This window comes from Tritonibacter litoralis, assembly GCF_009496005.1.
Classification (GTDB): domain Bacteria; phylum Pseudomonadota; class Alphaproteobacteria; order Rhodobacterales; family Rhodobacteraceae; genus Epibacterium; species Epibacterium litoralis.
The window spans coordinates 74,375-93,670 of sequence record NZ_WIBF01000002.1 but is presented as its reverse complement, the minus strand read 5'-3'; the positions used below and the strand labels follow the sequence as shown (position 1 = coordinate 93,670).

Genomic DNA, 19,296 nt, shown 5'->3' with positions numbered 1-19,296 from the left:
GACATGGCCATGACACATATGACTTTCTTGGACCATTGTGGTTCAAATGGGACTTTGCGGGCCCTTGCGGCCCAGCTGGGACGTGAGTGAGCCGTTGCGGCTCTGCAGGAATTGAGGGAGCCACCATGGCCAGACGACAGGCAGCCCCGGGTGCACAGGACGAGCGTGAAGGCTCAAAGAAAATTGGCGTGCTTCGGGCCTTGTGGCCGTTTATGAAACCCTACAGCCTGTTGATCCTTGGGGCTTTGGCGGCACTGGTTTTGACGGCGGGCGTGTCCTTGACCCTGCCGCTGGCTGTGCGCCGGGTGGTGGATAACTTCCGGTTTTCCGAGGCGGCGCTGCTGAACCATTATTTCCTGGCCGCATTGGGGATCGCGGCGCTTTTGGCGGTTGGCACCGGCCTGCGCTATACGTTGGTGACCCGCCTGGGTGAACGGGTGGTGGCCGACATTCGCAAAGCCGTGTTTGACCGCGTCATCGGCATGAGCCCCGCGTTTTTTGAAAACATCCTGACCGGTGAAGTGCTGAGCCGGATTACCACCGACACGACGCTGATCCAATCTGTGCTGGGTTCGTCGGCATCGATTGCCCTGCGCAACCTGCTGATCTTTATGGGTGGCTTGGTGTTGATGCTGCTCACCTCGGCCAAGCTGACGTTGCTGGTTCTGTTGATCGTGCCCGCCGTTGTGGTGCCGATTATGACCTTGGGGCGGCGTTTGCGGGTGATCAGCCGCGAGAACCAGGACTGGATTGCAGCCTCATCTGGCAACGCGGGTGAGGCCTTGGCGGCGGTGCAGACCGTTCAGGCCTTTACCCATGAAGCGATCAGCCGTCGCCAGTTTGATGAGCTGACCGAGACCGCCTTTGACAGCTCGCAGCGGCGCATCCGTACGCGGGCCTATTTGACCGTGATCGTGATCTTCCTGGTGTTCTCCGGCGTGGTGGGTGTGTTGTGGATCGGTGCCAATGACGTGCGCGCGGGCACCATGACCGAAGGCACATTGGTCCAGTTTGTGATCTATGCCGTGCTGGTCGCCGGATCGGTCGCGGCCCTGTCCGAGATCTGGAGCGAGCTGCAGCGCGCCGCCGGCGCCACCGAACGTCTGGTTGAGCTGTTGGAAGCCAAAGACAGCGTTCAGGATCCCGACGCGCCACGTCCGCTGCCGCAGCCCGTAAAAGGGCAGATCGAGTTTGACGGCGTGACGTTCCGCTATCCTGCGCGCCCGGATGCGGTGGCCTTAGGCGATGTGTCTTTGACCGTTGCACCGGGGGAAACCGTTGCCTTTGTCGGCCCCTCTGGTGCAGGCAAAACGACCATTATCCAACTGCTGCAGCGCTATTATGATCCCAACGAGGGCGAAGTGCGGCTGGACGGCGTGGCGCTCAACCGGATGCAGCGCGATGTGTTCCGCCAGTCCATTGCATTGGTTCCGCAAAGCCCGGTGATCTTTGCCGCTTCGGCACGCGAAAACATCCGCTTTGGCCGTCCCGATGCCACGGATGCCGAGATCGAGGCAGCGGCCAAGGCCGCCGCTGCGCATGACTTCATTGCGGCGCTGCCAGAAGGGTACGACAGTTTCCTGGGGGAGCGCGGCGTGATGCTGTCGGGCGGTCAGAAACAGCGGATTGCCATCGCCCGCGCGATCCTGCGCGATGCACCGGTTCTTCTGTTGGATGAGGCGACCTCGGCCTTGGATGCCGAAAGCGAACGTCTGGTGCAGGCCGCAGTGGATGAGCTGAGCCAGGGACGTACCACATTGGTGGTGGCGCACCGTCTGGCCACGGTGAAAAAAGCTGACCGGATTGTGGTCATGGACGGCGGGCGCATTGTTGCAATCGGCACCCATGATCAGCTGGTGGCCCAGGGCGGGCTTTATGCCCGTCTCGCGCGCTTGCAATTTACCGACGGTATGGCGGCAGAATAACGACAGTCATAATCCAGTCCTCTTTGCAAAAAGTGACGCGGCGTTTTCACGGCTATGCCCTTTGGCTGACGTAGCGCCGCGCCTTGCTGGCGCTTCAGAACTTTCGCATTTATGATCTAAACATCCTCAACTGCATCACATTTACGGTGCGGCTTGGGGACGGTTAATGAGGGAGGAGAGGACAGGATGGGATTTGCCACCGCTGAAGCGTGCGCCCAATTTGCAAGTGAGATGACATACAAAGAGCGCGGCATGCCCGAGACGCTCTATGGGTTGTTGTCACGGACAGCGGGGAAATTCCCGGACCACAAAGCCGTCAGCTATCAGCTGCTCTCTGGCCCATCCGACAAGGCCGAGACGGTGAATTGGCGGGAGTTCCACGCCCGTGTGACCCAAGCCGCAAATATGTTCCGCGCGCTGGGGGTGGGGGAAGAGGACACCATCGCCTATGTGCTGCCAAACTGTAACGAGGCGCTGTATACGTTTTTGGGTGGTGCGGTTGCGGGGATTGTGAACCCGATCAACCCGTTGCTGGAGCCAGAGCAGATCGCCTCGATCCTGCGGGAAACCAATGCCAAAGTTGTGGTGACCCTGAAACCTTTCCCGAAAACCGATGTGCCACAAAAGGTCGCCGAAGCCGTGCGCCACGCACCCCATGTGAACACGGTGCTAGAGGTCGATCTGAACCGCTATCTGACCCCGCCAAAGTCCTGGATCGTGCCATTCCTGCGCCCCAAGATGGCCGACAAAGCGCATCTGGCCCATGCGGATTACCTGTGTTTCAACAAAGAGATGCGCAAACACCCGACCACTTTGGCGTTCGCTGACAGCACCGGCGACCGGGTGGCGTGTTACTTCCACACCGGCGGCACCACCGGCATGCCAAAGGTGGCGCAGCACAAATATTCCGGCCTGATCTACAACGGATGGATCGGGTCGACGCTGTTGTTCTCAGAAAACGACAACATCATGTGCCCCTTGCCAATGTTCCATGTTTTTGCTTGCCATGTGATCATGATGGCGGCCGTGGCCTCGGGGGCGCATGTGGTGTTTCCAACGCCCCAAGGGTATCGCGGCGAAGGTGTGTTTGATAATTTCTGGAAACTGATCGAACGCTGGAAAATCTCGTTCATTATCACGGTGCCCACGGCCGTTTCAGCCTTGATGCAGCGCCCGGTGGATGCGGATATCTCCTCTGTGAAAATCGCCTTTTCGGGCTCAGCGCCGATGCCGCTTGAGCTGTTTAACCGGTTCCAAGCCACCTCTGGCGTGAACATCGTCGAAGGCTATGGGCTGACCGAGGCCACCTGCCTTGTGTCCTGTAACCCGGTTGAGGGGGAAAAACAGATCGGTTCGGTTGGGATTCCGTTTCCCTATACGGATGTTAAAATCGTGCAATCCACAGCGGACGGGCTGCAAGAGGCCGCCGTGGGCGAGGTGGGTGAAATCTGTGTCTCAAACCCCGGCGTCTTTCCGGGCCATACATATACCGAAGCTGCCAAAAACGCGGACCTCTATTATCAGGGCATTTACCTGCGCACCGGCGATCTGGGACGCATGGGCGAAGACGGCTATCTTTGGATCACAGGCCGGGCCAAGGATTTGATCATCCGGGGTGGCCACAATATCGACCCGGCCGAGATCGAAGAGGCGGTGCTGGGCCATGAAGCCGTCGCCTTTGCCGGGGCCATTGGCCAGCCGGATGCCCACGCGGGGGAATTGCCTTGCGTCTATGTGGAACTGGTGGATGGCGCCGAGGTCACCGAGGCTGAGCTGATGGACTATTCCAAGGTCCATATCCACGAACGCGCCGCGATCCCCAAACATTTGACCATTTTGGACGCCCTGCCGAAAACTGCGGTGGGCAAAGTCTTCAAACCGGATCTGCGCAAACTGGCAATCACGCGGGTCTACAACGCCGCTTTGACCGAAGCCGGTTTGGCGGCCCGTGTTGACCATGTGGTGGATGACAAACACCGGGGTCTGGCGGCGCAGGTCACATTGAACGGCAGTGACAGCGACAGTGTGTCCCATGTCCTTGGCGCCTTTACCCGCCCGTGGGATGCGATCTGATTGGGGCAAAGACTTCTTTTCACCGCGCAATCTCTGCCCTAACGTCATAGGGATCCCTAAGGAGGTGTGCGGTGAACTACGAAAAACTCATCGACGAAGAGACCTGGGCCTTTATCCGGCGCACGGACGAACTGTTGCCAAGCGAAGACCCACCAGCCCCTCTGACCGAACGCCGCCGCCTGTATGACGCCTGGAGCAACGAGTTCCGCGCCCGCCGCCCGTCGGGCGTGGACACCGAGGATCGTGATGCAAATGGTGTTCCGGTGCGCGTTTATACGGTGGGGCAGCCGACCTGCACGGTGCTGTTTTGCCATGGCGGTGGCTTTGTTTTTGGCGGTCTCAACAGCCATGATGATATCTGCGCCGAGATTGCAGCCCATACCGGATACCGAGTGGTCGCAGTGGACTACCGCCTGGCCCCTGAATATCCGCATCCCGCGGCCTTTGAGGATTGCTGGCAAGCGCTGACCTGGACCCAAAGCAGCTTCCAGGGAGGCGTTGTTCTGTTTGGCGACAGCGCCGGTGCGAACCTTTGTGCGGCACTGGCACACAAAGCCCGCTCCAGCATGGCCGAGCTTTTGGGGCAGGTTTTGGTCTATCCTCTGTTGGGCAAAGTGTCGGATACCCCCTCGTATCAGGAACATATGTCTGCGCCGATGCTGACCCGTGCGGATCTGCTGCAGATGCAACAGCTGCGCCAAATGGGAAATGGCGAAAGCGCAGATGCCAGTTTTGCCCCGCTTGAAGATCTGGATTTCGCGGATCTGGTGCCAACCGTGGCCTTTTCAGCCGATTGTGATCCGCTGCGCGATGACGCGCGGCTTTATGTGGAAAAACTGCTGGCTGCGGGCGGCAAAGCCCATTGGGTGAATGAGGCCGGTCTGGTGCATTCCTACCTGCGCGCCCGCCACGAGGTGCGCCGCGCTGGCGAAAGCTTTGAACGGATCACCCTCGCGGTCGAGGCGCTGGGGCAGGGGATATGGTCCTGGGATTGAACGTCTGGGATCGAACGCCTGCGATTAAACGTCTGCAATCAGACCGCGCCGCGCTCAGGCCTGATCGCTGTCGATCCAGATGGTCACCGGCCCGTCATTGATCAGCGACACTTTCATATCCGCGCCAAAGGATCCGGTTGCAACCGTGATGCCGTGGCCCCGCATCAGATCCACAAATTCAAGGTACAAAGCCTCACCCGCCTCTGGCCGGGCGGCCGTGGAAAAACCGGGCCGATTGCCGCTGCGCGTGTCTGCGGCCAGGGTGAACTGGCTGACAACCAGCACTGCGCCGCCCTGATCCAGCACGGATCGGTTCATCTTGCCCGCCGCATCCTGGAATATCCGCATCTTGGCGATCTTGCGCGCCAGATATTCGGCCTCAGACGATCCATCCCCCGCCATCGCGCAGACCAGCACCAAAAGCCCCGGTCCAATCTCGCCTATGACCTCGCCGTCCACTCGCACAGTGGCCTCGGCCACCCGTTGCACCAATGCGCGCATCCTGTCTGCCCCTTACTTCATGCCGCCAACCAGCGCCACACCGCCCAGAACCAACAGACCCAACAGCACTGCAAAGGCAATCTTCCACGCGGAATAGGGACGCTCGCCCTGCACACGGCCCGACTGGCCGTTCACGACAAAGCGATAGGTCTTGCCCCGGTATTTATAGGCCGCAAGCCAGACAGGCAGCAGCACATGTTTGAACGTCACATCGCTCACATCCGTGCGCAGGCTGTCGATCCGTTGCCGGTCGCCACCAATGTCAAACCGCACGTCCCGTTCAATCACCCGGTCCATTTTGGCGCGGGCCTCCGCAAATCCAGCCTCCAGATCCACCGCGTAAGCTTCGGCGCGAAACCCGGCCAGATACTGCGGTTGATAAGGCTCCAGCTGCGACAGGTCCCAGGGCTCCAACCCTTCGGTATTGCGCTTGGGCAGTGATTTGGACGCCAGAACCAGCACGTCGTCAAAGAACCGGCGCACCCGCCCGGTAACACCGGTCCAGCGCACCTTGGCCACGCGGCGGGTCTGGCTCTTCCCGTCGACAACCACCTTTTGCTCGACATAATACACGGTGCCACGCTGGCCGCGATATTGGGTGCGGGTTTCGGCATCATAGGTCCAGAACGGCACATAGATCCCGTCCATCTTGCGCCCTTTGCGGGCATATTCTTGCAAGCCATTTGGGGCAAACCACAAACGCCCCAGCCATTGGGTCATGGCCGTCTGCGCGCTGCGTTCATCCACCGCAAAAGGCACAACCCCCTTGGGCTTGATATGCCGATTGGGGCCGGTATCTGCCACCACGGGTGTGGCGCAAAACGGGCATTCGCGGGCGTGGGTGGTGGGATCAAATTCCACTTGCGCGGCGCAGTTCGGGCAGCTGCTGACCCGTGTCACCTCCATCTCGGTCGCAGGCAAGGCCTTGGCAACGGCGGCTTTGAAGTCCAGCTCCTCCATCGCGCCGTTGCCGCCTCCCCAAGGGCCTGACGAGGCCTCTTCACGGATCTGCGTCGTGTGACCACAATGATCACAAGTCAACGTGCCGCTGTCCGGGTGATACCGGTAATCTGCACCACATTGCTCACAGGGGAACCGGTGGGTTTCTTCTGCTTCGGTTGCAGCGGGCGGCGGGGGCGGCATCTGGCTCATGTCAGGGCTCATCGTCACAGAGAAGGCGGTGCCCAAAACGCACCGCCCTTTTCACAAGGGGTCAGGTTCGGCTTCGGATCACGCGCCCGGTGGTGGGGGCGGCGGCGGAGGGGGCAGAATGGTAAACAGCTGCGCCAGCTCGGCCACATCACCGGCGGCTTTCCATCCGTCCTGCCCGGGCGTCCAGACCAAAGTGGCGCGGGTCAGGGTGCCATCCTGTGCCATCCGCCCCATCCGCGCTTTGGAATAGGGGCCGGTGGTCGCGCCATTTTCGGCGATATGCCACACATGCTCCACCGGCGGCGGGGGAGGGGGCGGTGCCGCATGCCCGCTGGCCACAGGCGCTTGCGGATGTGCCGCAGCGGGGGCGGGACGCGCGCCCCATGGACCAGAGGCCGGACCCGCTGCACCCGCACCAAACTGGTTCCCCATCTGCTGGGCCATCGCCATGCCCATTCCCATGCCTAGCCCGGCACCCATGCCGCTGTTGGGCGTCTGTGCTGCCGCGGTCATCGCTTCGGCTGCAGAAAACTGCGTATAGGCCCCCAGATCGCCGATAATCCCCATCTGCGTGCGCTTGTCCATCGCCGCCTCGACCGCAGGGGGCAGGGAGATGTTCTCGATATAAAGCTCAGGGATGGCGAGGCCATATTCCGCAATGGTGCCGGAAATCTCAGCCGCCACCAGCTTGCCCAGATCACCGGTATTGGCCGCCATATCCAGCACCGGAATGCCAGATCCCGCGACCACGCGGCTGAACTCTTGCACAATGATATTGCGCACCTGGAATGAGATCTCATCCATGGTGAATTCACCATCCGTGCCCACGATCTCGGTCAGGAAGCGGGCTGGATCCACCACGCGCACGCTATAGGTGCCAAAAGCGCGCAGACGCACGGGACCAAATTCAGGATCACGGCAGATGATCGGGTTTTTGGTGCCCCATTTCAGATCATTAAACCGCGTGGTGTCGACAAAATAGATCTCTGACTTGAACGGCGATTGAAACCCGTGGTCCCAATGCTGCAGCGTGGTCATGATCGGCATATTGTTGGTCTCAAGCATATAAAGACCGGGGGTAAAGACATCCGCCAGCTGCCCCTCATGCACAAAGACCGCCGACTGCCCCTCGCGCACCGTCAGTTTGGCACCGTATTTGATCTCATGGCCTTCGCGTTCAAACCGCCAGACCATCGTGTCATGCGTGTCATCTACCCAATGGATGACGTCAATAAACTCACCCTTCAAAAAGTCGAAAATACCCATGGTCTGATCCTCTTACCTCTCTCTGGTGCCGTGCCAATTCACGGGGTTTCCCCCGTCAATTCATAGGCGATCTCGGTCACAATCGGATGCGCGGTCTCGGTCGTCATGCCGGGCGACAACCGCGCATCATATAACATCTTCAACAACAGCTCATCATGGCTGGTGAGACGCGCAAATTCTTCGTCATCATTGAAAATCGAAGGCCGCGCGCGCGGGCTGTCATTGCGCAGACCCAGCCCTTGCGCCACCTCTTCATGCAGGCAGGCGCGCCGTGTCAGGCTTGGGTGTTCAGCCCGGATCAGCGCCACCCCTTGGGTATAGGCAAAGGGCGTACGCAGCTGCCCGCCCGCAACCACCAGGCAAAAATAGATCTCGGGTGTGTTCACCAATGTGTCCAGCTGGCTTGCGTTTATGCGCGGCAGTTGCCGTAGAACTTCCTTGCGAATAAAGTCCTTGTCGTCGACACCGGCGTAAATCACCTTGAAATTGCCACCTTGATTGACCGCCGTCACCGAATGGCCCGTGATCCGCGCCAGACGCGCAGCATAACCGGACAGTTCCCTGCGATCACTGGCCCGTTGCTCTTGTGTCACCGACGGCGCAAAGACGGCTTGCAACCGCACCGGCCCTTCCCAGCGGCTCAGCGCGCCTTTGGTGCCAATCCCTTGCCGGAAATGCTCGTCAAAAAACGCGATGGTTTCAAAATTGCGGATCAGATCTTCGGCGTCATAAGGCGTATCCGGCCCGCCACCATCTTCGCGCAACAGCCCCCGCGTCAGCAGATCGCGCTGCAGGGCGCGATAGAAATTGGCAAGCTTTTCGCTTTGTGCCGAAGGCGCTGGCGGGGCCAGGGCCGCCGGGCGCGCTGGCGGCACCAGCGACACCTGCTGGCCTGGATTTTCACAGGCCCCCACAGCCAGCACCAGCGCCGCCACACAGGCCCGCGCACCCCAGCCAAAACTCTGTCCAACAAACGACGGCATTCAAGGGATGTCCAGTTAAGCCGGAACAGCGGTTCCGGCGTTGTCACCAACACCATCGCGGCGCGCCTTGGCGGCCGCTAATGTGTCGCGCAGCTCGGCTTCCATTTTCTTCAGATCATCCTCGGCTGCAGCGCGTTTGGCCTTGCCCTCATCGGCGATCTGCAAGCTTTCCTGAATGGTGCCGATCAGATCCGCATTGGCCTGTTTCACCGCTTCGATGTCAAACACGCCGCGCTCCATTTCCTGGCGGATCATCTTGTTGCTTTCGCGCAGGTTCGACGCATTGGCGGTCAACAGTTCATTGGTCAGATCATTGGCATCCCGCACCGCTGCCGCCGCCTCGGTTGACCGCTGGATGGTCAAGGCCTGCGCCAGTTGGGTTTCCCACAAGGGCACTGTGTTCACGAGGGTTGAGTTGATCTTGGTCACCAGGGATTTGTCGTTTTCCTGCACCAGACGGATCGAGGGCAGGGACTGCATGGTGACCTGGCGGGTCAGCTTCAGATCATGCACCCGGCGTTCCAAGTCATCGCGCGCCGCGCGCAAATCCCGCAGCTCTTGGGCTTTCATAACCTGATCATTTTCCGGTGCCGCCTGAACCTCGGCCTCTTTGGCGGGGATCTCAGTGCCGTCCAGCTCTTCCAGCTTGGCCTCACCTGCCGCAATATAAAGCGCCAGCTCATCATAAAACGCGAGCGTTTTGTCATAGAGAAGGTCAAGCGATTTGATGTCTTTCAACAGCGTATGTTCATGCGCCAAAAGATCATCGGTGATCTTGTCGATCTGACCCTGCACCGTCTCATAGCGGGCAGTGAATTTGGCAAACGGCGCAGCGCGCCCCAGGATCCGTTCAAAAAACGAGGGTTTGCGCCGCACATCCAGTTCCGAAACGGAAAAGCCCCGGATCGTCGTGACAATGCCGCGCAGACTGTCGCCAGCAGGGCCCACGTCCTTGTTGCGCACATCCTGCAGCATGGCCTGGCTGATGGTCTGCAATTCCGCCTGCGCGCCCGATCCAAAAGCGATGATCGAATTGGTGTTGGCCATGTCGATCTCATCCATACGCTGGCGGATCGCGCCCGAGGTTGCATCATCCGCCTCTGCAAGCGGCTGCACCGCTTCCATCGGTGAGGCAAGTTCAACGCCAGTTACTTCCTTGACCAATACTTCGGCCTCGGCGGCTTTCTTCTGGATCATCTCGGACATCAGCAGTTCCTCGTTCTGTCACCAAATTTGAATTTAAGTTTCGTCCAACCGGACGCCTTCGCGCTGCAATCTTTCGCGCAATACATCAATTTCAACCGTTAAGTCGCTGCGATCCTCCAGCAGCATTTTGCGATTACGGGCTGCAAAATTCTGTTCAAGATCGTCCAGCAAGGTCATGTAATCACTGCGCGCCTGCGCGTCCTGGCTGCGGGCATAGATATCGGCAAATTTCACCGTCGCATCCCGCGCACCCAGCAAATAGACGGTCAAGTATTTGCGGGCCGCCGTCAGATCGCGCGGATCTTCTTCGACCGTGCGGAACAGGTCACGCACCACCGATTGAAACTGATCAACCCGGCGTTCCACCTGCCGGTCGCGGGCGCGCAAAACCGCATCGCTCATGGCGCTCAGATGAGTCTCGGCCTCATCGATCACTCGTGCCACACGGTTTTGTTGAAACTCATCCACCCCTTCGACGCCTTTGTCGGACAGGGGATCCAGACCAAAGGCCGCCAGATGCAAGGCCGCCGCAGCAATCGCATAGACAACGGCAATCACCGCGCCGGGTTCCGCTTTCCAGGCGGCAAAGCCTGCGCCAATGCCAACCAAAATAGCCGCCAGAATCTTGCGGGGCAGGGCAGGCCGTTTGGCCACCCGCCGGTCGTTAAACGCAGCCTCGGCCTTGAGCCCCTCGCGCAGCATCACCCAGGCCCCGGCCCAGGATGCTGCACCCAAAAGGCCCAGGGCCATGCCGCTGGCCCCGCTGAACAGCGAGAAGAACAGCAAAACCGCCACCGGCACCGCCATCATATTGGCCCGCAGGCCAACCGGATTCACACGCGCGTTCTTGAACGGGCCTGCGGCGGGCTTTGCAGAACTGTTCTGCGGCGCGCCATCGGGGCTGAATTTTCCACCAAACCGTTGAGCCATTTGATCAGACCCCCACAATCCAACCGGTGCTGAGGCCCAGCATCAGCAGTAACAACGCGACAAACGCGAGATTTCGCACGAGACGTCTCCCCCACCTAGCTCACAGCATTCCTTGCCGCAAAAGGTAGGGGATGATTGGCGTTCTTACTAGGGGGAAGCTACGTGCAAATGTCTCAGCGGCGGGGATTTTTGCCGATTGGGCGCCCTTTAGATGGGGGTTTGCCTGAGCCTTTGGTGCCGCTGCGGGATCCGGTGGGGCGACCGCCCGTTTTACCGGGTTGTCCCGCTTTGCCTCGCAGGCTCACAGAGGCGTCCGCCGCCTTGCGCCCCTTGGGGGCCGGGCCGCCGGGTTTGCCGGAGCCGCCCATTGTCTTCGCCGGGCCAGATTGGGGCCTGCCTTTGCCATGTTGTGGCTTACGATTGCGGGTGGGGCGCAATTGCGCAGGCTCATCCGGGGTTTGCAGACCCAATTGATCGCGCATCACCTTGCGGCGCACTTCTTCCACCTCGCCGGATTTCAGATCCCCCAGTTGGAATGGCCCATAAGACACCCGCAACAGGCGGTTCACGGCAAAGCCGATGTCCTCCATCGCGCGGCGGATCTCGCGGTTCTTGCCTTCCCGCAGGCCAACGGTGACCCAGGCATTGGCCCCTTGTTGGCGATCCAGTGTCACAATCATGGGCTGGAACCGTTCGCCGTCGATCACCAGACCTTTGCGCAAGGGTTCAAAATCCGTGTCCTTGGGGCGACCGTTGATGCGCACGCGATAGCGGCGCAGCCAGCCGGTTTCCGGCAGCTCCAGCTTGCGCTTGATCCCGCCGTCATTGGTCAGCAACAACAACCCTTCGGAGTTCAAATCCAACCGACCCACCGTCATCACCCGTGGCAGATCCTCGGGCAGTTCGTCAAAGATCGTGGTGCGGCCTTTTTCGTCCGAATTTGTGGTGACCAGACCCGTGGGCTTGTAGTAGAGCCACAGCCGCTCTTCTTCGGCCTCCGGCAAGGGTTTGCCATCCACCGTGATCCGATCTCGCCCGGTCACATTCAACGCAGGGCTGTCGATCGTCTTTCCGTTCACGCTGACCCGTCCCTCAGCGATCATCCGTTCGGCTTCACGGCGCGAGGCGACGCCTGCGCGCGACAGCACCTTGGCGATGCGGTCCCCTTCGGGTGTTTGGGAGGATTTGGGATCTGGAGAGGATGGTTTCTGTGTCATGTCCCCGCCATAGACCATTCCCGCGCCTTGCGAAAGCATCCATTCTGGGGCAGGGAAGAGGGCATGCGGTTTACCTCTCATATGGATCTGGCGCTGGATGAGGCGCGCAAAGCGGGCGCGCGGGGCGAGGTTCCGGTGGGGGCAGTTATTGTGGGGCCCGACGGCGCAGTTGTCGCAGCTGACGGAAATCGCACCCGCGCGTTAAACGATCCCACGGCCCATGCGGAAATGCTGGTGATCCGCGCCGCCTGTGCCGCCACCGGGTCTGAACGGCTGCTGGGGCATGACCTTTATGTCACGCTGGAGCCCTGCGCCATGTGTGCCGCCGCCATAGCCGCCGCACGTATTCGGCGGGTGTATTATGGCGCGTCTGATCCGAAATCCGGCGGCGTTGCCCATGGGGCCTGTGTCTTTGACCACCCGCAATCCCATCACGCACCCGAAGTTTACGACGGCCTTGCTGAGCGCGACGCGGCACAGCTGCTCAAGGATTTCTTTGCCCAAAAGCGTGGCGCGGAATGAAGGCCTCTGCGTCGATCCTATCCGCGGCGCAGATCTTTGATGTCACACTTCTGTCCTGTTTGCAGAGCCACCGTGTCTCGGACGTTTGGCGGGTTGTGCAACCCAACGGCCAGCCCGCTGTTTTAAAAGCCTATCACACTGATATGGGAAACGAAGCGGCGGGCTTTGCCTATCTTGACCAGTTTCAGGGCCAATCCGCCGCTCGGATTTATCGTGTGCAGGGCCGTGCGGTGTTGATGGAGGATCTGCCCGGCCCGTCGCTGGGCGATTATGCGCGCTCAGGTCACGACATGGCCGCTGCGCAGATCCTGGGGGAGGTGGCCCAAAGGCTGCAAAACACGGCACAATCCACCGCGGGGCTTTTGCCATTGGAACAGGTGTTCCAGCCGATGTTTGACGCCCCGGTCCCGGCTGGGTTCACGGCCGCGCAGAATATGCAGTTCACCACAGGACGCGTGCTGGCTCAAACTCTGTTGCAGGCCCAGACGGACCGGGTGCCCCTGCACGGAGATCTGCATCACGACAATGTCCTGAACACCGCGCGCGGTTATTGTGCCTTTGACGCTAAGGGGATGCTGGGGGATCCGGCCTATGAGCTGGCCAATGCCTTCCGCCACCCACGCAAACAACCGGACTGGACCACGGATGTCCCCCGAACCTTGCGCATCGCGCCGGTCTGGGCGGCCGCGCTGGGCGTGACCCCGCGCCATCTGCTGTCCTGGGCCGTGGCCAAGGTCACATTGTCGATCTTCTGGCAGGCACGGGCGGGCACAATAAAGCCTGTTGAATTCCAGCATTTACAAACCTTCGACCAAGCTCGCGATCGGGTTTGATCCATTGTCACCTTGCGCGCCCTAGGACATCTGTCCTATATCATCTCTAGGTCAACTGTCCTAGGATTCGCACACTCATGTCATCCACCCGTGAAAAGATCGCCCAGGCCGCGGATACCCTGTTTTATGAGCAAGGGTTCGAAGCAACGTCTTTTGCCGATATTGCAGGCGCCGTTGGGATTTCGCGGGGGAATTTCTATCATCACTTCAAAACCAAGGATGAGATCCTGGATGCGGTCATCGACCGCCGCATTGCCAAGACCAAAGGGATGATGGAAACCTGGGATGCGCAGGGGCAAACGCCACTGGACCGGATCGGCTGCTTTATCCGCATTCTGATCCGCAACCGGGCCAAGATCACGCAGTTTGGTTGCCCCGTGGGATCGCTGGTGTCCGAATTGGGCAAGTTAAACCACGTGAGCCAAAGCCGCGCCAATGCGCTGTTTTCCATGTTTGGCGATTGGCTGGCAGAACAGTTCCAAGAAATGGGCTGTGATGCGCCCACTGCTTTGCGGCACGCGCGCCATTTGCTGGCCCGCAGCCAGGGCGTGGCGACGCTGTCACAGGCCCTCCAAGATGATGAGTTTATCGATGGTGAAGTTGTTTTGATGCTCGACTACGCCGCTGCTGCGGCGTCTGAATTTACGCAAGAAGGAAATTGATCATGTTTAACGTTGTTCTGCGCCTCTCTGACAATCGCGCCGCTGCTGCGGACCATATGGAGGCCCATCGCGCCTGGATCGCCCAAGGTTTCGAACGTGGGCTGTTTCTGGCCGTGGGGACACTGGTTGACAAACAGGGCGGTGGTATCTGGGCTTACAACTGCACCGCTGCGGAGCTGGCAGATTTCGTGAACCAAGACCCCTTTGTGATCCACGGTGTTGCGGTGCCGGAAATCGTCGAAATGATCCCCGCCCGCACCGATGCGCGGCTGAATTTTCTGAAAGACGCATAACACATGACAGACCTTTATCGCGCGCCGGACGGCCAAGATCGCTGCAAATGGGCCGGGGGCGCTCCAGGATTTCTGGAGTATCACGACCGCGAATGGGGCTTTCCCGTGGGCGATGACGTTCGCCTGTTTGAGAAAGTCTGCCTCGAAAGCTTTCAGTCCGGCCTCAGCTGGCGCACGATTTTGGACAAACGCGAAAACTTTCGCGCGGCGTTTCATGGGTTTGACTACCGTAAAGTGGCTACCTTTGGGGAGGCCGAGATCGCAGCGCTTTTGCAAAACGCAGGCATTGTGCGGCACCGGGGCAAGATCAAGGCGGTGATCAACAATGCCGCCCGCGCCATTGAGCTGGAAGCAGAGGCGGGATCCCTCGCGGCGTTTTTCTGGTCGTTTGAGCCGGATCCCAAAACCCTGCCACCGCCGCAGACCCAGACCACCAGCCCCGAATCCGTGGCCCTGTCCAAGGCGTTGAAGAAACGAGGGTGGAAATTTGTGGGCCCCACCACCTGCTTTGCCTTTATGCAGGCGATGGGGCTGATCAATGATCACGCGGAAGGCTGCAGCATCCGCGCTGAGGTGGATCAGGCGCGTGCGGCCTTCAAGCGGCCTCAGCTCAAAGCGTGATTGGCTTCAGAACCTCAGGTTCCACCACATCGACCTCAGGCAGGGCGGCGGCCAATGCGTCGGCGCTCTGCTCAAGCAGCGGGAAGGTCTTGTAATGGCAGGGGATCACCGTCTTGAAATTGAAATACCGCTTGGCCGCATAGGCCGCGCCCTTCATCCCCATGGTAAAATGGCCACCCGCTGACAGGATACCGATCTCGGGCTTATAGAAATCGCCCATCCACTGCATGTCGGCCATAATGTCCGTGTCGCCCGAGACATAGACGGTCTTGCCCTCCACCTCGATCATAAAACCAACCTCGGTTCCGCCGGTTTTTGGCCCATCGGCTGACCCGAAGGTGGAACTGTGAGACGCCGCCACCATGGAGACCTTGATACCGTCCAGATCCACTGTGCCGCCTTTGTTGAAGCCAACGGTTTCGATGCTCTCGGCCTCGCCCCAATAGCTCATCAGATCATATTGGCCCACAACCGGCACGTTCAGCGATTTGGCCAAATTGACAATATCGGCAGAGTGATCAAAATGCGCATGTGTAAGCAGGATATGGGTCGCGCCCTCTGTGGCGGCCGCGTGCTGATCCTCGCTCAACATTGGATTGCCGGTCAGCCAGGGGTCAATCAGCAGTACTGTGCTACCGCTCTCCAGCCGAAAACTCGCATGCCCTAACCAGATAATATTCATAGCGTCTTTCTCCGTTTTGGACCTAGGATGATCCAGACATGTGCTCAGAAATATGCCAGGAGAGCGTGATGGAGCTGAACAGATATGTCGATGCCTATTGTGAGCGTCTGGACCCCCATTACTGGGCAGAGCCTTGGAATGCGGTCACCAATCTCGCCTTTGTGATTGTCGCCCTGCTGGTCTGGCGCCTGGAAAAGCAGCACCGCGCGCCGATGACCGCAGCCTTGTGCGGGATCGAGGCGGTGATCGGGGTCGGCTCATATCTGTTCCACACCCATGCGGTGATCTGGGCGATGATTGCGGATGTGACGCCGATTGCGGGATTTGTCCTGGTGTTCATCTTTGCGATCAACCGCGACATCCTGCGATTGCGGCCCGCCTATGCCTATGGGCTCACCGCGTTGTTCTTTCCCTTTTATGCGTTGACCTTGCCGATGTTTCAGATGCTTCCGGGTCTGGGCAGCTCGGCGGTCTATGGGCCGGTGCCCCTGTTGATCCTGCTCTATGCGCTGTACCTGTCCCGCCGGATGCCGCAGTTGGCCCAAGGGTTCTGCATTGGCGCGGCGATCTTGGTCCTGTCGATGACCCTGCGCACGCTGGATGAACCGCTGTGCCAGATCTTCCCGCAGGGGACACATTTCATGTGGCATATCCTAAATGCAGTGATGCTGGGGTGGATGATTGTGGTCTATGGGCGCGCCTGGCGCAGCCAAAGCGGCGATCAGCCCTCACCAACCCTTGCGAGTGACGCGCGAGAGGGGTAAATGCCCAGTAACAAAAGATGAGGGTAATCCATGTCGATTGACCAAAGCACCGCCGCCAAAGTGGCGAAACTGGCCCGGATCAAGGTCGAAGATGATGCGCTTCCGGCGCTTGCGACCGAGTTCAACAATATCCTGGGCTTTATCGAGCAGTTGAACGAAGTGGATGTCGAAGGGGTCGAGCCGATGACCTCGGTCACGCCCCAGCGCTTGAAACGGCGCGAAGATGTGGTCACCGATGGCGATCAGCAGGCCAAGGTACTGGCCAATGCCCCCGATTCCCGCGAGGGGTTCTTTGCGGTCCCAAAAGTGGTGGAGTAAGACATGAGCGATCTGAACAAACTTGGCCTCGCCGAGGCCCGCGACCTGCTGCGCAAGGGTGAAACCACATCGGTTGAACTGACCCAAGCCTGTCTTGCTGCGGCAGATGCCGCCGATGCGCTGAACGCCTTTGTCCACAAAACACCCGACATCGCGCTGGACCGTGCCAAGGCTGCGGATGAACGCCTGAAAACAGGCGACGCGCCTGCCATGTGCGGCCTGCCGATCGGGATCAAGGACGTGTTCTGTACCGAAGGTGTCGACAGCCAAGCAGGGTCCAACATCCTAAAAGGGTTCAAGCCTGAATATGAATCCACCGTCACCCAGAACCTGCGCGACGCAGGCGCGGTGATGCTGGGCAAGTTGAACATGGACGAATTCGCCATGGGCTCCTCGAATGAGAGCTCGTGCTACGGCCCGGCCGTGAACCCGTGGAAACGTGACGGTGATGACACTCAGTTGACACCGGGCGGCTCCTCTGGCGGTTCTTCGGCGGCTGTGGCGGCGGACCTCTGTCTGGCGGCAACCGGCACCGACACCGGCGGCTCGATCCGTCAGCCGGCGGCCTTTACCGGCACCGTTGGCATCAAACCGACCTATGGCCGCTGCTCGCGCTGGGGTGTGGTGTCATATGCCTCCTCTCTGGATCAAGCGGGCCCGATGACCAAAACCGTACGCGACGCAGCGATCATGCTGGGCGCCATGGCCGGTCACGACCCAAAAGACAGCACCTCCGCAGATCTGGCCGTGCCGGATTTCGAAGCGCTGCTGACCGGAGACATCCGGGGCAAGAAAATCGGCCTACCCAAGGAATACCGCGTTGATGGCATGCCCGCATCCATTGAAAAACTGTGGAACGAAGGCGCCGACAAGCTCAAAGCTGCCGGTGCGGAAATCGTTGATATCTCCCTGCCGCACACCAAATACGCGCTGCCTGCCTATTACGTGATTGCCCCTGCGGAAGCCTCCTCAAACCTCGCCCGGTATGACGGTGTCCGCTATGGACATCGTGCCACGCTGGATGCAGGCGACGGCATCACCGAGATGTATGAGAAAACCCGCGCCCAAGGGTTTGGCCCGGAAACCCAGCGCCGGATCATGGTTGGCACCTATGTGCTGTCGGCGGGTTTTTATGACGCCTATTACAACCGCGCCCGCCGCGTTCGCACCCTGATCAAAAAGGACTTCGAGGACGCCTTTGCCGCTGGCATCGACGCGATCCTGGCGCCGGTGACACCCTCTGCAGCCTTTGGACTGGGCGATATGGCCTCCGCCGATCCGGTGGAAATGTATCTCCAGGACGTCTTCTCGGTCACGCTGAACCTTGCAGGCCTGCCCGGTGTTGCAGTGCCTGCGGGTCTCAATAGCCAAGGCCTGCCGCTTGGGCTGCAGCTCATCGGCAAGCCATGGGAAGAAGGTGATTTGCTGAACACCGCTTACGCGCTGGAACAGGCCACTGGATTTGTGGCCAAACCGTCCAAGTGGTGGTAACACTCAAGAAAACCTAAAAACAACCATCCGAGCATTCCAGAAACAGGTCTTTCCCATGCGCCTCATTGCCGTCCCGTTCGTCCTCACTTCGATCCTTGCCCTTGCGGCCTGTGACCCGACGGTGCCAGACAGCGGGGCGGGGGTGCTGGATCCCTTTGACAGCCAGCCACCTGCGCCCGGAACAACCATCACCGGAGAGCCTCTGGTTCCCCCCGCTCAGATCTCAACCGAAAGCCTGCCATCGGCCTCGGGCCGTCCGGCCCAGTCGGTGGCGGATTTTGGCAATTCCACACCTGCGCCTACGCCTTATGTGCCGCCCAATCAAACCCGCACGGTAACCACGGCCTCCAGCGATGATATCGCGCGCGAGGCGGCAGCGGCCCTGACCGCCGCCCAAGACAACTCTGGCGTCTCGCCCGTGCAGGCCAGCCCCTCCAACCCGGCCCCGCAGCTGATCGGGAATCCGGGCATTTCGGATGAAAACGACTTTGGCGCGGTCTCCTCACGTCAATCCATCGAAAGCGATGCAGAACGGCTGCAGCGCAACCGCGAACAATTCGAACAGGTCGCGCCCACCGCCTTGCCACAGCGCGATGGGGCAGGGGACCCCAATATCGTGCGCTTCGCCCTTGCGACATCGCACCCAAAAGGCACCCGTATCTACAGCCGTGCCGGGGTCAACCTGCGTGCCCGGTCTGAACGCAACTGCGCCCAGTTCCGGTCCGGTGACGAGGCCCAGACCGAATTCCTGCGCCTTGGCGGCCCAGAGCGTGACCGCAAGGCGCTGGACCCGGATGGCGACGGTTACGCCTGCGGTTGGGATCCGCGCCCCTTCCGCTTGGCCGTTGGCAATCGCTGATCC

At 60.1% G+C, this 19,296-nt stretch carries 20 protein-coding genes; 12 read left to right on the top strand and 8 right to left on the bottom strand.

The features are described 5' to 3' along the window. The first annotated feature begins 125 nt into the window (after window positions 1-125). The 3 genes from GFB49_RS04660 to GFB49_RS04650 all read left to right on the top strand — a co-directional run bounded on the left by GFB49_RS04660 (window position 126) and on the right by GFB49_RS04650 (window position 4,993). On the top strand, window positions 126-1,925 hold the full coding sequence (locus tag GFB49_RS04660) for an ABC transporter transmembrane domain-containing protein (RefSeq protein ID WP_153214657.1): 1,800 nt from the start codon (window positions 126-128) through the stop codon (window positions 1,923-1,925). 186 nt (window positions 1,926-2,111) lie between these two features. Further along, window positions 2,112-3,998: an acyl-CoA synthetase gene (locus tag GFB49_RS04655; RefSeq protein WP_153214656.1), complete on the top strand. Its 1,887-nt coding sequence runs from the start codon at window positions 2,112-2,114 to the stop codon at window positions 3,996-3,998. A 71-nt stretch (window positions 3,999-4,069) separates the two neighbouring features. Continuing rightward, a complete protein-coding gene (locus GFB49_RS04650; protein ID WP_343032471.1) occupies window positions 4,070-4,993 on the top strand; it encodes an alpha/beta hydrolase in 924 nt (307 codons plus the stop codon). Window positions 4,994-5,047: 54 nt separating this feature from the next. On the opposite strand, the gene dtd is transcribed toward GFB49_RS04650, so the two are convergent. From dtd to GFB49_RS04615, 7 genes are all read right to left on the bottom strand, one after another. Beyond that, window positions 5,048-5,494: a D-aminoacyl-tRNA deacylase gene (dtd, locus tag GFB49_RS04645; RefSeq protein ID WP_153214655.1), complete on the bottom strand. Its 447-nt coding sequence runs from the start codon at window positions 5,492-5,494 to the stop codon at window positions 5,048-5,050. 12 nt (window positions 5,495-5,506) lie between these two features. Further along, window positions 5,507-6,646, bottom strand: coding sequence for a TFIIB-type zinc finger domain-containing protein (locus GFB49_RS04640; RefSeq protein WP_153214654.1), 1,140 nt, complete (start codon window positions 6,644-6,646; stop codon window positions 5,507-5,509). Between the two features lie 78 nt (window positions 6,647-6,724). Beyond that, window positions 6,725-7,912 (bottom strand): SPFH domain-containing protein, encoded by a 1,188-nt coding sequence (locus GFB49_RS04635; protein WP_153214653.1) that lies wholly within the window; start codon window positions 7,910-7,912, stop codon window positions 6,725-6,727. 38 nt (window positions 7,913-7,950) lie between these two features. Beyond that, window positions 7,951-8,895, bottom strand: coding sequence for a DUF2927 domain-containing protein (locus GFB49_RS04630; RefSeq protein WP_153214652.1), 945 nt, complete (start codon window positions 8,893-8,895; stop codon window positions 7,951-7,953). A gap of 15 nt (window positions 8,896-8,910) precedes the next feature. Beyond that, window positions 8,911-10,101, bottom strand: a complete 1,191-nt coding sequence (locus GFB49_RS04625) for a toxic anion resistance protein (RefSeq protein ID WP_153214651.1) — start codon at window positions 10,099-10,101, stop codon at window positions 8,911-8,913. A gap of 33 nt (window positions 10,102-10,134) precedes the next feature. After that, the gene (locus GFB49_RS04620; protein WP_153214650.1) at window positions 10,135-11,031 is read right to left on the bottom strand and encodes a 5-bromo-4-chloroindolyl phosphate hydrolysis family protein; all 897 of its coding nucleotides are present in this window, start codon (window positions 11,029-11,031) and stop codon (window positions 10,135-10,137) included. 173 nt (window positions 11,032-11,204) lie between these two features. Then, window positions 11,205-12,248: a pseudouridine synthase gene (locus GFB49_RS04615; protein WP_246149613.1), complete on the bottom strand. Its 1,044-nt coding sequence runs from the start codon at window positions 12,246-12,248 to the stop codon at window positions 11,205-11,207. Window positions 12,249-12,311: 63 nt separating this feature from the next. Here GFB49_RS04615 and GFB49_RS04610 point away from each other — a divergent pair, with 63 nt between their 5' ends. The 5 genes from GFB49_RS04610 to GFB49_RS04590 all read left to right on the top strand — a co-directional run bounded on the left by GFB49_RS04610 (window position 12,312) and on the right by GFB49_RS04590 (window position 15,179). Next, entirely contained in the window at window positions 12,312-12,770 is a 459-nt protein-coding gene (locus GFB49_RS04610; RefSeq protein WP_153214648.1) for a nucleoside deaminase, read from the top strand. Beyond that, a complete protein-coding gene (locus tag GFB49_RS04605) occupies window positions 12,767-13,603 on the top strand; it encodes an aminoglycoside phosphotransferase family protein (RefSeq protein ID WP_153214647.1) in 837 nt (278 codons plus the stop codon). The genes GFB49_RS04610 and GFB49_RS04605 overlap by 4 nt, the downstream gene beginning before the upstream one ends. 77 nt (window positions 13,604-13,680) lie before the next feature. Then, entirely contained in the window at window positions 13,681-14,265 is a 585-nt protein-coding gene (locus tag GFB49_RS04600; RefSeq protein WP_153214646.1) for a TetR/AcrR family transcriptional regulator, read from the top strand. Window positions 14,266-14,267: 2 nt separating this feature from the next. Then, on the top strand, window positions 14,268-14,558 hold the full coding sequence (locus GFB49_RS04595) for a YciI family protein (RefSeq protein ID WP_153214645.1): 291 nt from the start codon (window positions 14,268-14,270) through the stop codon (window positions 14,556-14,558). Window positions 14,559-14,561: 3 nt separating this feature from the next. Continuing rightward, the gene (locus tag GFB49_RS04590) at window positions 14,562-15,179 is read left to right on the top strand and encodes a DNA-3-methyladenine glycosylase I (protein ID WP_153214644.1); all 618 of its coding nucleotides are present in this window, start codon (window positions 14,562-14,564) and stop codon (window positions 15,177-15,179) included. Here the strand turns inward: GFB49_RS04590 and GFB49_RS04585 are convergent. Next, on the bottom strand, window positions 15,169-15,861 hold the full coding sequence (locus GFB49_RS04585; protein WP_153214643.1) for a metal-dependent hydrolase: 693 nt from the start codon (window positions 15,859-15,861) through the stop codon (window positions 15,169-15,171). The two genes, GFB49_RS04590 and GFB49_RS04585, sit on opposite strands and share 11 nt — an antisense overlap. Window positions 15,862-15,929: 68 nt before the next feature. On the opposite strand from GFB49_RS04585, the gene GFB49_RS04580 reads away from it, so the two are divergent. Genes GFB49_RS04580 through GFB49_RS04565 form a run of 4 tightly spaced genes read left to right on the top strand, consistent with a single transcriptional unit; the run spans window position 15,930 to window position 19,293 of the window. Continuing rightward, entirely contained in the window at window positions 15,930-16,625 is a 696-nt protein-coding gene (locus GFB49_RS04580) for a ceramidase domain-containing protein (protein ID WP_153214642.1), read from the top strand. A 30-nt stretch (window positions 16,626-16,655) separates the two neighbouring features. Further along, window positions 16,656-16,943, top strand: coding sequence for an Asp-tRNA(Asn)/Glu-tRNA(Gln) amidotransferase subunit GatC (gene gatC, locus GFB49_RS04575; RefSeq protein WP_153214641.1), 288 nt, complete (start codon window positions 16,656-16,658; stop codon window positions 16,941-16,943). Window positions 16,944-16,946: 3 nt separating this feature from the next. Further along, window positions 16,947-18,434, top strand: coding sequence for an Asp-tRNA(Asn)/Glu-tRNA(Gln) amidotransferase subunit GatA (gatA, locus tag GFB49_RS04570; RefSeq protein ID WP_153214640.1), 1,488 nt, complete (start codon window positions 16,947-16,949; stop codon window positions 18,432-18,434). Window positions 18,435-18,489: 55 nt separating this feature from the next. Further along, a complete protein-coding gene (locus tag GFB49_RS04565; RefSeq protein ID WP_153214639.1) occupies window positions 18,490-19,293 on the top strand; it encodes an excalibur calcium-binding domain-containing protein in 804 nt (267 codons plus the stop codon). Window positions 19,294-19,296: the final 3 nt, after the last annotated feature.